The organism is Flavobacterium sp. (genome assembly GCF_036515215.1).
GTDB lineage: Bacteria > Bacteroidota > Bacteroidia > Flavobacteriales > Flavobacteriaceae > Flavobacterium.
In genome coordinates, this window is the sequence record NZ_DATBVQ010000016.1 from 1 (window position 1) to 12,665 (window position 12,665).

The following is a 12,665-nucleotide window of genomic DNA, read 5'->3' on the forward strand; positions in this document are numbered from 1 at the left end:
CGGTAACGGGATTTTCCTATTATTATTGACCGCGATTCCCATTTTCCTATACTTTAAAAATGAATTCATCCTACTTGCTTTCTTAAAACTGAGAAAACAGGATTTTGAAGGGGCAAAGAAATGGTTGTCATGGATTAAAAATCCTGAATCTGCGCTGGTAAGAAAACAACAGGGATACTTCAACTACTTACACGGAATAATGCTTTCGCAAACCAATATCAACCAGGCCGAGAAATATTTCAAGAAAGCCATCGAATTGGGATTGTCCATGGATATGGATTTGGCTGTAGCCAAATTGAACCTTGCCGGAGTAGCCATGTCACGCAGAAGAAAACTCGAAGCGACCAATTTACTGAACGAAGCAAAAAGACTGGACAAACAAGGCATGCTGAAAGAACAAATCACGATGATGAAAGGTCAGATGAAAAAAATATAACTTTACAGTTAAACAAAAAAAATCCGCAAATTGCGGATTTTTTTTTGTTCATAAACTATTTCTCGAGAAACAGATAACCGGCTATGATCATCAGAACTCCTGCAAAAATGTTCTTCAGGGTTTTCTGGTCCACATGGACCGCAATTTTACTTCCGAAAAAGCCACCGACAATAAAGACGAGAGAAATTATAATCGCATAGCGCCAATCGACAAATCCCGCTTTGTGGTAATTGATCACCGCCAGCAATGTAACGGGCGGCAACAAAGCCGCCAAACTTGTCCCTTGGGCCTGCTGCTGCGTAAATCCCATAAGCAGTAAAAGCGGAACCATTATTATTCCTCCCCCAATTCCAATTAATCCGCTTAGAACCCCTGCGGTTAGTCCTATAGCCATTAACAAAAATATTGTTTGGATAGACATTTTCATACGTTTTAAATTAATACCCGCTCAATGGAATCTCTATTGTATATTTTTTGCCGTCAGCAACGTCCAGCTTCTTATCCCTGAGCCAAGGATTGTGAATTTTTAAAATCTTATAGTTGATCCCTTGTGCTTTTGCGAAATCAGCCAAATCAGAAATGGAACTGTCCACCTCAACTTTTTTGGTAGGCAAAATGTTGTATAATTCTTCGTTCACCAGTGAGAATCCAAATTTATCTGGGTTCTTCATGATCTCTTTTAGCGCCAATATTCTGAAAACATAACGTGAGGTTTCCTCCGTAAGAAGTAAATCATAATAATTGCTCTCTTTTTGAATATCCATTTGCCTGTTAACTCCAGCCATCCCGCCGTTGTACGAGGCTGCCGCCAAGGTCCAACTGCCGAATTTCGTTTTGGCGCTCAAAAAGTAACTGCAAGCGGCTTGGGTAGATTTCTCCAGATTGTAACGTTCATCAACAATATCGTTCACTTCCATCCCTCTTTCCTTGGCCGTTTCGGGCATGAATTGCCAGACTCCCCTAGCACCTGCAGATGATACCGCATTTACCAAACCACTCTCTATAACGGCAAGGTATTTAAAATCATCCGGAATGCCATTCTTTTTGAGAATGGGTTCAATAATCGGGAAAGCACGGTTGGCTCTTTTTATCGCCAAAATGGTAGAAGCATGCAAATTGATATTGACAATCAGCTCCCTATCTAAGCGCTCACTTACATCGGAAATATTCAAGGGGGTGTTTTCACCCGCAAAGTCAGTCTTAACGGGGAAATAAATGGAGACAGTCGCTTTCGCCATTTTGCCTTTCTCCTCGTATGTGGTTGCAAAAATCAGAAGGCCGCTTACGAAGACCAACGCTACAATTATGCTTATTTTTTCTATCCTTTTCATTTTTCGCTTTTTTATTTGTTAATAGCAATCTGCAACAATCAGTCCGCAATTATTTTGGTTTCTAAAATAATGGCTGGCAAATTGGCGTTCAGCCATTTGTATTTGTTCAAGATCATCACATGTGTCCCTCCTTTTACTACAGTGCAATCGCTGACATACTTTATCGGGAAGACATCGTCCAGATCACCATGGATATGTACGACACTCTCATCCGCAACGGTCCTATCCCAGAGAATCACCTTTTCTACCGCCCATTCCAGATATCCGATATCTCGAACCGATAAAAATTTCTCGTATAATTTGATTCGATGGTTGATTTTTTCGCCAAAGGAAAATTTCGCCAAATTCTCTAAATTCAAAATCAAGCTCATCGGAATCAGCTTGTAGGCCTTGGTCGCTTTAGCAATTTTCAGCCTTCTGGGGAATTCCAAATTGCTTTTGACGCTCGAGATGATAATTACTTTTCGGGCATCCACAAACTTTGCCATTTCCTGCACCAATATGCCGCCAAACGAAACTCCTATCAAAACAGGGTTTTCGTGTCTGATTTTTTTTGCGATTCTCTGGGCATATGCCCCCAGAGATTCGTTGGCCAACGGAATTTCCCATTCCAACAGATGCATTTCAAAAATGTCTTCAGGCAATGAAATCCGCTCGAAAATTGCAGCGCTAGCCGCCAAGCCCGGCATAAAATAAACTGGTATTTTACTCATAATTGTCTTAACTATTTATGCACAGCCTTTGGCCTATTCATACTGAATTTCGTATAAAATTAATTTTTTTATTGGAACCAACTTCGTTTCTTAATTTATATTATCAATAAATTATGATTATTTCAATCCGTAAATCACGACAGCGCAATGCATCTATTTTGGTGTATTATGGGCTCAAACCGATTAAATGATCGAAGTAGCCCCTACATTTTCTAAAATATTCTATGCGTCCACAACCGCTAAGTTTTAATGGATATTTACTGACAAAGAAGAGGTTACATCGAGATACAACCCCAAATAATTTGAAATTGGAAATCAAAACCGTACCTTTGTCATTATTTTTTTTAAAAAAAAGAATCTCGAAAATGCACTATGGCTTTAACAGCTAAAAATTTTGCTTTTAGGAATTTTCGAAGATAAGACAACCACATCAAACAACATGCAGCTAGCAAAAAATGGCGTTTCCGCCCCTATTTGAAGTGAAATAGCAGCTGATATTCGAACATTAATAGCAAGACGCTTTAGAAATAATTAATTTTGATCAATCTGAAATCAAGATTAAAAGCAAAAACGAAAATGATTTTTGCCGAAATACCCGTCAGCCCCAATAATTAAATCTACGGATAATGCTTATCCTGAATACAAACCTTTAAAACAAACTATATGGAACAGTCTATCATCATGGAAATCAAAGACAATACTTTTGCAAGGCAATTTGAAACTACGGTTGAAGAAGGACTAGTTTCAGTTGAATACTCATTTCAGGAAAAAAAAATATTTTTGACAAAAATTAATACGCCCGATCAATTTGACAACGAAGAATTTGTTTCTAGTCTATTACGCGAAATTATGGCGATTGCCATAGAACGAAAACTGAAAGTAGTCCCGATACTACCAAAAATCGTCGTCTTCTTTAAAAAAAACCCGGTTTATAAAGAGTTACTCCCTCCGGGGATTAGACTTTAAAAAAGAGGCCGTATCGATGATACGGCCTCTTTTTTATCCATAAACACTCATCATTTCCCAAAGCCGGTAGTTTTTCATTTTCGCAAACCCCGCACTTTTTACGGACGTGTTTTTTGCCTTTCGGCGCGATTTGACTGTCTCGTTTCCCTGGCAGTTTGTCTTGCCTCTTGCCTTATTTGACGATCCGTTTGCCTTGTCGATGAGGGCGGAGCTTGGCTGTTTGCAGGACGAGCTTGTTGTCTGGTTGATTGGCGATTTTCCAGTCTGGTCGACTGCCTGTTTTGCGGCACGGCGGATGGCTGCGCCTGTTGTCTGGCCGCCCGGCGGTTTTCTTGCCTGATCGGTCTGTTTTGGGGTGCAGTGGATGGCCTCGCTTCCCGCCTTACTTCCTGGCGGTTTTCTTGTCTTATCGTCCTGTTTTGCGGCACGGCGGATGGCTGCACCTGTTGTCTGGCCGCACGGCGGTTTTCGTGTCTCGGCGACGGTCTGTTTCGCGGTACTGTCGATGGCTGCACTTGTTGTCTCGTCGATTGTCGGTTTTCCTCTCCGGTAGATTGTCTCTCTTGCCGCCTTGTTGGTATTCTACTTCCCGGAATTACTGGTTGCACTCGTTGTCTGGTCTCTTGTCTGTTGAAAGGACGCTGTTGTGGAGATTCGCGGTTTTCCCTTCGTATATCTCTTCTTGAAACTCTGGGCGGCGCTGCGGGCTGTCTGAAATTTCTGCCTCCATAAGTGCTTCTATAAGTCCCGGCACTTCGATTCCTAGTCACAATTGATGAAGTTGCCCTTCGATTCAAATAATAAGAGTGATGGGAGGGAAATCGTATATAGGACGTCCTGTGATAGCGGGGACTGTTATAATAGTGGCGATGATAAGTCCAATAATTGAAATATAGAACGGGCCTCCATGGATTCCAATACACCGGATAGTATCCCCAATGCCAGGGGGAAACATAAACTGAAAATGACGGTGAGAACAGGAATGCGATAATCGGCCAGTCAGCAACGTAAACAATGCCGTTCCCGTAAACACGATTATTTATAATGATTGTGCGATCCCCAACGTATCCTGGATTTGGAGTTTCGGAAACGACACGTACTGAAGGTTCCACGACATAGTCCCTACCGTACAAAGCTTCATCCCCAATAATTTGGACAATGACATTTCCCGCATTATTCTTGCTTACTTCAATAACAGCAACATCCTGATATTGGCTACTATTAATGGGAACCCTAAGCACAATGGAATAAAAATGTCCCTGATTATATGAAACCACTGAAATATAATCGACCATATTGTCATTATTCAAGTCCAGATTATTGACATTAGTGTCTCTTGAATTTAGTTTTCTCTCAAATTCCTCCAATGTTTGGGAGTTTTGAAAAATATCCAGCACTGCATAAAGATTAAGATTATCTCCAGGCAAACCTAAGGCTACAACTTCATTCTCAACCTGCGAAAATGAAGGAAAACTCCATAAGCCCATCATTACTACCACAAAGGTTAAAATTATCTTTTTCATGACTTGTAATTTTAAATGTCGCAATAAATTCTGAATACAAGGTACAAAAATTACAAAGTTAAAATACTTACTTACAGCTATTTAACTGTTTTTTATCACTTAAAAATAGCAGCAGCTAAAATATTTTAAAATCACTAAAAAGACAATCAAAAAAAACAACTTCTTGGTAAAAAAACAATAAAACAAAAAAGGCATACGCCCATTGCGCATGCCCTTTTTGTTTCATATTTATTCCTTCCGATAAAATCGAAATATTTTGGTTCCCTATTTCTCGATTTCCTTCATACTATCCATTTTCTTGTGCGCCAAGAATCCGGTGATGTCTTCAAAATGCTCCACTACTCTTTTGTTTCCAAATTCGAAAACCTTAGTCGCTAATCCGTCCAAGAAATCCCTGTCGTGAGAAACCAATATTAAAGTCCCGTCGAAATCTCGTAACGCATCTTTGATAATATCTTTGGTTTTCATGTCCAAGTGATTCGAAGGCTCATCCAGGATCAATAAATTCACCGGTTCCAGCAACAATTTAATCATTGCCAAACGCGTTTTCTCTCCACCTGAAAGCACTTTTACCTTTTTAGTCACATCATCCCCGTGAAACATGAAAGCGCCCAATATGTCCTTGATTTTGGTGCGAACGTCTCCCACGGCAATATCATCGATGGTTTCGAATATCGTCGCGTTTTCATTTAACAGCGAAGCCTGATTCTGGGCGAAATAACCTATTTGTGCATTATGACCAATCTCTAAGCTACCTCCATCAATGCCAATCTCTTTCATGATGGCCTTGATCATCGTCGATTTTCCTTCCCCATTTTTACCCACGAAAGCTACCTTCTGTCCTCTTTCGATAACTATGTTAGCATCCTTGAAAACGACGTGATCTCCATAAGCCTTTGACAAATCCTTGACAATTACGGGATACTGTCCCGAACGAACCGCAGCGGGAAATTTCAATTTCAAAGCTGAAGTATCCACTTCGTCAACCTGGACTATCACTAGTTTCTCCAACATCTTAACGCGCGACTGAACCGCATCCGTTTTAGAGAATGTCCCTTTAAAACGGTCAATGAAAGTTCTGTTGTCAGCAATCATTCGTTGCTGCTCATCATACGCTTTTTGTTGGTGCATGCGACGGTCTTTCCTCAGCTCCAAATAATGTGAATATTTAGCTTTGTAGTCATAAATTCGTCCCATGGTTACCTCGATGGTACGATTGGTGATATTGTCTACAAATGCCCTATCGTGGGAAATTACCACAACTGCTTTTGCTGAATTGATCAAGAAATCCTCTAACCATTGGATACTCTCAATGTCCATGTGATTGGTAGGCTCATCGAGCAAAATCAAATCCGGTTTTCGCAATAGGATTTTCGCCAATTCGATTCTCATCCTCCAACCACCTGAAAACTCAGATGTTTGGCGCGTAAAATCCTCTCGGGCAAACCCCAAACCAATCAGTATTTTTTCGATTTCGGCTTCGTAATTCACTTCCTCGATAGCATAAAATTTTTCACTCAAGTCAGACACTCTTTCGATCAATTTCATGTAGGCGTCACTTTCATAATCCGTACGGATGGTAAGCTGTTCGTTGATTTCATCAATCTCCGCCTTCATACTGAAAATTTCGCCGAATGCTTTTGAGGTTTCTTCAACAACGGTGGCTCCGTCAGTAGTCAATAAATGCTGCGGCAAATAGGCAATTACTGCATCTTTGGGCGCAGAAACATTTCCGGTCGAAGGTTTGCTTTGTCCGGCTATTATCTTAAGAAGCGTTGATTTACCCGCTCCATTTTTTCCCATAAGGGCAATTTTATCGTTTTCATTAATAGCGAAAGAAACATCGCTAAAAAGCGTTGTGCCGCCAAATTGCACTGAAATATCATTAACTGTAATCATTATAGTATCGTTTTTTGTGGATTCGGTCCTTCCTCAATTTGAAAACCGATTTGTTTTAAAAAGTGCAAAGATAGATTAATTAAGCACTTAGTGTAATATAAAATGAAAGCTTCCAACAACGCAGATCAAAAATCCTGTTGCCGGAAGCTTTCAAAAGAAATAACTTATTTAAACTTACTCCTTTTCCTTTTTATTTATGGTATTCCATATATGCGCATTCGTAACACCAATATCTTCGGGATGAAACGTTGGATCTTTCCCTTCTTTCCGCTGTTTCTCGTAATCTTTTAGTGCAGCCAGGGCGGGTTTCTGCAAAAGAATAATGGCTATAATATTGAACCAAGCCATTAGTCCCACTCCCAGATCACCAATGTTCCATGCTAATTTTGCCTGATTGATAGAACCGTACATGATCACCAACATCATCACCAATTTCAACAAATGGTTATAAATTGGGGATTTCAAATTTCTGGTCAAATAAGAGATGTTTGTCTCTGCGATATAATAATAGGCAAGAATAGTTGTGAAAGCAAAGAAAAACAAGGCAATAGCCACGAAGTAGGAACCGAAACCGGGAAAAACGCTGTCCATGGCGCTTTGCGTAAACCCTGGCCCCACTGTAACATTTTGGGCACCATTGTATAAAAACTCCGAAGCGCCCCCGCTCCCAAAACCAGGATTGTGAACATTATATTTCCCCGTTATCAACAACATAAAGCCGGTAGCGGAACAAACCAGTAGAGTATCAACATAAACCGAAAACGACTGTACCAAACCTTGCTTGGTAGGGTGTGAAACGTTTGCCGCAGCGGCTATATGCGGCGCGGTCCCTTGTCCGGCCTCATTTGAATAAATTCCTCTTTTCACGCCCCATTGAATGGCCAGACCGAAGACAGCACCGAAACCGGCTTCCATATTAAAGGCGCTTTTAAACACCAGCGAAATAACCCCCGGAAGTTGTTCAATATCGATGGCTATTATCACTAATACAATCAGAATGTAACCGATAGCCATTATTGGAACTACGTATTCCGTAAATTTGGCAATCCTTTTTACACCGCCAAATACAATCGCCCCGAATATTACCGCAACAGCAACTCCCGACATCCAAGTATCGATATTGAAGGCATTCTGTATTCCGTCGGCAACAGAATTCGCTTGCACTCCGGGCAATAACAGACCGGCTGAAATGATGGAAACCACGGCAAACAAAATCGCAAACCATTTTACTCCCAATCCTCTTTCGATATAAAATGCGGGGCCTCCACGAAACTGCCCTAAATGTTTTTCTTTATAAATTTGTGCCAAAGTCGCTTCCACGAAAGCGGTACTAGCTCCTAAAAAGGCGACCATCCACATCCAAAACATGGCTCCAGGTCCACCAAAAGCGATAGCCGTAGCCACACCCGCTATATTACCCGTTCCGACTCTTCCTGCCAAAGACATGGACAGGGCTTGAAAGGATGAAACTCCAGACTCTGAACTTTTTCCGTCAAAAAGCAAACGAAACATTTCTTTGATGTGGCGCACTTGCAAAAAACGGGTACGCACAGAAAAATAAAGTCCTGTACCTAAGCACAGAACAATTAATGCATTACTCCAAACAATATCATTTAATACCCCAATAATCTCTTCCATATAGTTGTTTTATATTAATAACTTTCAAAAAACGAATCGTATAATTTTTTGAAATAATTTTCTATAAAACTATAACATTAAGCCAAAAAAAACTAACCGAGGGACACATAAAACCAAAAAAACACCCTAACCTTCTTGTTATCAATATTTAAAATATTTTGCCGTTTTTCCAAAAAAGGTAAAAAAATGTTAAATTTAATTTACCGTCTTCAACTCAAGCTGGCTTTCAACTCGATCTTATGCATAAAAAAACTGCCCTTTTATAAATAAGGCAGTTTCACACTTTTTCATTACAGTGTACTGGGTATTGGAAAAATTACTCTTTTCTCCATTTTTTTGTTTCTTCGAAGACATGCTCCAAAATAGCCGCTTCTTTTTCGTCAAAATCCACGTTTCTGCGGCTCATGACCAATCTGGCTGTTTCAAAAGCTTTCTTAGTAATATAGGTCGAAAATCCTGCCGCGCCTCCCCAAGAGAAACTCGGCACAAAATTACGGGGAAATCCACTTCCAAATATATTGGCACTTACTCCTATGACAGTTCCGGTGTTAAACATGGTGTTGATTCCGCATTTACTGTGGTCTCCCATCATCAATCCGCAAAACTGGAGTCCCGTTTTGGCAAAACCTTCAGTTTCGTAACTCCACAATTTCACTTCTTCATAATTATTTTTCAGGTTCGAATTGTTACTATCGGCGCCAATATTGCACCATTCTCCCAAAACGGAATTCCCCAGAAAACCATCGTGGCCTTTGTTAGAATACGCTGAAATCACCGAATTGTTTACCTCACCCCCAATTCTGGAATGCGGCCCGACGGTTGTCGCCCCATATATCTTGGCAGCCATTTTGACTACGGCACCCTCGCACAATGCAAATGGCCCGCGTATTACCGATCCTTCCATGATTTCGGAATCCTTACCTATATATATAGGCCCCGTAGAAGCATTCAGTGTGACATACTCCAACTTGGCTCCCTCTTCGATAAATATATTCTCCGGAGCAATTACATTGACGCTTTTCGGTATCGGTTGCGATTTTCTTCCTTCGGTCAAAAACTCGAAGTCTTCGCGAATAGCGGCATCATTCTTCGAGAAAATATCCCAAGTATTCTGAACCGTCAAACAGTCTTCGTTATATTCGATAATCTCATAGGAATCAAAATCCACTTCTTCCTGGTCTTCCTGCGTATAAAAAGCAACTACTTCCTCCCCTTTAAATATGACTTGGTTTGGCTCCAAATTGCCGATCATTTCGGCCAAAACTGCATTGGGCAGAAAAGAGGCATTGATCATTACGTTATCTTCGAGTTCCACCATCGGGAATTTATCCGATAAATATTCCTCCGTCAAAGTGGTGGTTGTAGAACCCAAGTGCATTTCCCATTTTTGGCGAATTGTCATGATTCCAATAAGGATGTCTGCAACGGGGCGCGTGAAAGTAAAAGGTAATAAGGCATTTCGGGCTGGGCCGTCAAAAAGTATGTAGTTCATTTTATAAAATTTCAAAGTTACAAAGGGCCAAAGTTACAAAGTTTTTATTTGTTTCATTAACAAGTTTACTCCATAACAATCCCGATTAAATCAACAAAAAAAAGCCTCCCAAAAGGAAGGCTTTACTATATCAACAAACAAGTTAAGATTACTTAACGTGTTTAGCGTATTTAGTTTTGAACTTGTCAATACGTCCTGCAGTATCGATAAGTTTGTTTTTACCTGTGTAAAAAGGATGAGAAGTTCTAGAGATCTCCATTTTCACAACTGGGTATTCAACACCGTCAACTGTAATTGTTTCTCTTGTATCTGCTGTAGATTTAGTGATAAAAACGTCTTCATTCGACATGTCTTTAAATGCAACTAATCTGTAATTCTCTGGGTGAGTTCCTTTTTTCATCTTGTTTATTTGTTTGGCTATAACTTGTTTTGCGGCTTCTCTTTTAACGGAAAAGGTATAAACTCACTATAACTTTTTGTTTTTACACTATTATTTTGAGTCTGCAAATTTACAATTATTTTCCAATAAACAAATCTTTGTTTCGTTTTTTTTATTAAATCGTAAAAACTGTTTTTTGTAGCCGAATATATTGGGAATTGCTATATTTGTGGATTAATTAATAAAGTTTTTATGGAAAGAAGTGTATCACCGGGTAAATCTGGTCTAGTATATGGCGTATTGTTTGGCGTTATAATGGTTTTAGAATTCGTAATTATGTACATAATAGGAATGCGATCATTAGTGGGAACCAGCGCCGGCGTGATTGTTAACATTGCCAATTACTTGGTACTACCTCTACTATTCATCTATTTAGGGTGCATCAACTACAAGAAAAATTTAAATAACGGTTTCATCCGCTATGGCGAAGCTTTAAAGGTAGGGGTTTCGATCACTTTTATCGCAGCCCTGATATACGGTCTGTTTAATATCGCCTTTAATTTTATCTATCCTGATTTTATCAATGAGATGATTTCAATTACCCAAGACGATATGATCAAGCAAAACCCTAACATAACGAGTAAGGAAATGGAAATGGGGATTGAGATGATGAAAAAATTCATGAACCCTTTGATTGTTCTACCTGTTACACTTGCTATGTATTCATTTTTCGGATTAATATACTCTCTAATTGTAGGTGCAATTGTAAAAAATGAAAACCCACAAAGCCTGTAATTAATGAATTTATCCATACTCATACCGCTTCTTAACGAAGAGGAATCGCTTAAAGAATTGTACGCTTGGATTGTCAAGGTAATGCAATCGAACAATTATTCCTATGAAATCATCTTTTTGGATGATGGAAGCACGGATAATTCCTGGTCGATCATCGAGCAGTTCGCCTCTGAAAACCCGAATGTCAAGGGAATCCGTTTCATGAGGAATTTCGGAAAATCCCAGGCTCTGCATGCCGGTTTCGCCAAAGCCCAAGGTGATGTCATCATCACTATGGATGCCGACTTGCAAGACAGCCCCGAGGAAATTCCAGGACTATACAATATGATCACGAGTCAAGATTTTGACTTGGTTTCCGGCTGGAAAAAGAAACGATTCGACTCCGTTGTCGCTAAAAACCTGCCTTCGAAATTATTTAACTGGGCTGCCAGAAAAACTTCCGGTGTGGAACTGAACGATTTCAACTGCGGACTGAAAGCATACAAAAATATAGTCGTAAAAAACATTGAGGTTTCGGGCGAAATGCACCGATACATTCCGGTTTTGGCAAAAAATGCCGGTTTTGGAAAAATTGGCGAAAAGGTGGTACAGCACCAAGCCAGAAAATATGGGGAAACCAAATTTGGGATGGAACGTTTCATCAATGGTTTCTTGGACTTAATCACCATCTGGTTTCTTTCCAGATTTGGAAAAAGGCCAATGCACTTATTTGGAGCCATGGGCTCACTAATGTTCATCATTGGTTTCATGCTTGCGGGCTATATCGGTATTTCAAAACTATATCACATGTACAACGACATGCGTTATAGTCTAGTGACAGACAACCCCTGGTTTTTCATCGCATTGACTACAATGGTTTTAGGAACCCAATTATTTTTGGCCGGTTTTCTGGGTGAAATTATTTTGCGTACCAAAAACAACGAGGAACGTTATAAAATTTCGAGTGAGGTTAACCTATAGTTGGTTTAGCCCTGATAGAAATGAAAATCCTTATAGGCCAGTGTTTGGACTATAAGATTGCAATGGATAGCAGGACATAGCTCCTAAGAAAATTGAAAAACTTAAACTTAAACTAAAAACATATAGAATGGAAATCAAACAAAACATTTTGGACGCAGTAAATGAATGGCTTACACCAACATTTGACAAAGCAACACAGGAAGCAGTTAAAGAATTGATGACCACCTCCCCTAAAGAACTGGAGGAGAGTTTCTATAAAGATTTGGAATTTGGTACCGGTGGAATGCGCGGAATAATGGGCGTTGGAAACAACCGAGTCAATAAATACACTCTTGGGAAAAGCACGCAAGGTCTTTCCGATTATTTGCATAAGGCATTCCCCAACCAGCCCATAAAAGCGGCGATTGCCTATGATTGCCGACATAACAGCGACACTCTGGCAAAATTAGTTGCTAATGTTTTCTCTGCTAATGGCATTGAAGTGTATTTGTTTTCAGAATTAAGACCGACGCCTGAATTGTCATTCGCCGTTA

General features: G+C 40.0%; 12 protein-coding genes and 1 pseudogene. 5 read left to right on the plus strand and 8 right to left on the minus strand.

From position 1 onward, the window contains the following. Nucleotides 1-436 (plus strand): DUF2892 domain-containing protein (locus VIH09_RS01245; RefSeq protein ID WP_331577057.1); only part of this gene is annotated, 436 nt, incomplete at its 5' end. 55 nt (nt 437-491) lie between these two features. Here VIH09_RS01245 and VIH09_RS01250 read toward each other — a convergent pair. The 3 genes from VIH09_RS01250 to VIH09_RS01260 are packed head-to-tail and all read right to left on the minus strand — an operon-like array spanning nt 492 to nt 2,480. Further along, nucleotides 492-857, minus strand: a complete 366-nt coding sequence (locus VIH09_RS01250; RefSeq protein ID WP_331577059.1) for a sulfite exporter TauE/SafE family protein — start codon at nt 855-857, stop codon at nt 492-494. A gap of 16 nt (nt 858-873) precedes the next feature. Beyond that, nucleotides 874-1,767 (minus strand): lytic transglycosylase domain-containing protein, encoded by an 894-nt coding sequence (locus VIH09_RS01255; protein ID WP_331577061.1) that lies wholly within the window; start codon nt 1,765-1,767, stop codon nt 874-876. Nucleotides 1,768-1,805: 38 nt separating this feature from the next. Beyond that, nucleotides 1,806-2,480, minus strand: a complete 675-nt coding sequence (locus tag VIH09_RS01260) for an alpha/beta hydrolase (RefSeq protein WP_331577063.1) — start codon at nt 2,478-2,480, stop codon at nt 1,806-1,808. A 681-nt stretch (nt 2,481-3,161) separates the two neighbouring features. On the opposite strand from VIH09_RS01260, the gene VIH09_RS01265 reads away from it, so the two are divergent. After that, nucleotides 3,162-3,446: a GNAT family N-acetyltransferase gene (locus VIH09_RS01265; RefSeq protein WP_331577078.1), complete on the plus strand. Its 285-nt coding sequence runs from the start codon at nt 3,162-3,164 to the stop codon at nt 3,444-3,446. 98 nt (nt 3,447-3,544) lie between these two features. Here VIH09_RS01265 and VIH09_RS01270 read toward each other — a convergent pair whose 3' ends face one another. From VIH09_RS01270 to VIH09_RS01290, 5 genes are all read right to left on the minus strand, one after another. Then, the gene (locus VIH09_RS01270) at nt 3,545-4,969 is read right to left on the minus strand and encodes a hypothetical protein (protein ID WP_331577065.1); all 1,425 of its coding nucleotides are present in this window, start codon (nt 4,967-4,969) and stop codon (nt 3,545-3,547) included. 264 nt (nt 4,970-5,233) lie between these two features. Beyond that, nucleotides 5,234-6,868 carry an ABC-F family ATP-binding cassette domain-containing protein gene (locus VIH09_RS01275; protein ID WP_331577067.1) on the minus strand — a complete coding sequence of 545 codons (1,635 nt, stop codon included), beginning with the start codon at nt 6,866-6,868 and terminating at the stop codon, nt 5,234-5,236. A 174-nt stretch (nt 6,869-7,042) separates the two neighbouring features. Then, nucleotides 7,043-8,506 (minus strand): alanine/glycine:cation symporter family protein, encoded by a 1,464-nt coding sequence (locus VIH09_RS01280; protein ID WP_331577069.1) that lies wholly within the window; start codon nt 8,504-8,506, stop codon nt 7,043-7,045. 316 nt (nt 8,507-8,822) lie between these two features. Then, nucleotides 8,823-9,998 (minus strand): GlmU family protein, encoded by a 1,176-nt coding sequence (locus VIH09_RS01285; protein WP_331577071.1) that lies wholly within the window; start codon nt 9,996-9,998, stop codon nt 8,823-8,825. A gap of 148 nt (nt 9,999-10,146) precedes the next feature. Then, nucleotides 10,147-10,398 (minus strand): type B 50S ribosomal protein L31, encoded by a 252-nt coding sequence (locus VIH09_RS01290; protein ID WP_007136285.1) that lies wholly within the window; start codon nt 10,396-10,398, stop codon nt 10,147-10,149. Between the two features lie 231 nt (nt 10,399-10,629). Here VIH09_RS01290 and VIH09_RS01295 point away from each other — a divergent pair, with 231 nt between their 5' ends. The 3 genes and pseudogenes from VIH09_RS01295 to VIH09_RS01305 all read left to right on the plus strand — a co-directional run. Then, the gene (locus VIH09_RS01295; RefSeq protein ID WP_331577076.1) at nt 10,630-11,172 is read left to right on the plus strand and encodes a DUF4199 domain-containing protein; all 543 of its coding nucleotides are present in this window, start codon (nt 10,630-10,632) and stop codon (nt 11,170-11,172) included. Between the two features lie 3 nt (nt 11,173-11,175). Continuing rightward, nucleotides 11,176-12,132, plus strand: a complete 957-nt coding sequence (locus tag VIH09_RS01300) for a glycosyltransferase family 2 protein (RefSeq protein WP_331577077.1) — start codon at nt 11,176-11,178, stop codon at nt 12,130-12,132. Between the two features lie 127 nt (nt 12,133-12,259). After that, nucleotides 12,260-12,665 (plus strand): annotated as a pseudogene (locus VIH09_RS01305) (phospho-sugar mutase); the annotation flags it as partial.

Excerpts from the sequence above, each read along its gene's own strand:
- VIH09_RS01280 (WP_331577069.1), bottom strand. The coding sequence starts at position 8,506 with ATGGAAGAGATTATTGGGGTATTAAATGATATTGTTTGGAGTAATGCA.
- VIH09_RS01275 (WP_331577067.1), bottom strand. The coding sequence starts at position 6,868 with ATGATTACAGTTAATGATATTTCAGTGCAATTTGGCGGCACAACGCTT.
- VIH09_RS01260 (WP_331577063.1), bottom strand. The coding sequence starts at position 2,480 with ATGAGTAAAATACCAGTTTATTTTATGCCGGGCTTGGCGGCTAGCGCT.
- VIH09_RS01270 (WP_331577065.1), bottom strand. The coding sequence starts at position 4,969 with ATGAAAAAGATAATTTTAACCTTTGTGGTAGTAATGATGGGCTTATGG.
- VIH09_RS01290 (WP_007136285.1), bottom strand. The coding sequence starts at position 10,398 with ATGAAAAAAGGAACTCACCCAGAGAATTACAGATTAGTTGCATTTAAA.
- VIH09_RS01255 (WP_331577061.1), bottom strand. The coding sequence starts at position 1,767 with ATGAAAAGGATAGAAAAAATAAGCATAATTGTAGCGTTGGTCTTCGTA.
- VIH09_RS01265 (WP_331577078.1), top strand. The coding sequence starts at position 3,162 with ATGGAAATCAAAGACAATACTTTTGCAAGGCAATTTGAAACTACGGTT.
- VIH09_RS01300 (WP_331577077.1), top strand. The coding sequence starts at position 11,176 with ATGAATTTATCCATACTCATACCGCTTCTTAACGAAGAGGAATCGCTT.
- VIH09_RS01250 (WP_331577059.1), bottom strand. The coding sequence starts at position 857 with ATGTCTATCCAAACAATATTTTTGTTAATGGCTATAGGACTAACCGCA.
- VIH09_RS01285 (WP_331577071.1), bottom strand. The coding sequence starts at position 9,998 with ATGAACTACATACTTTTTGACGGCCCAGCCCGAAATGCCTTATTACCT.
- VIH09_RS01295 (WP_331577076.1), top strand. The coding sequence starts at position 10,630 with ATGGAAAGAAGTGTATCACCGGGTAAATCTGGTCTAGTATATGGCGTA.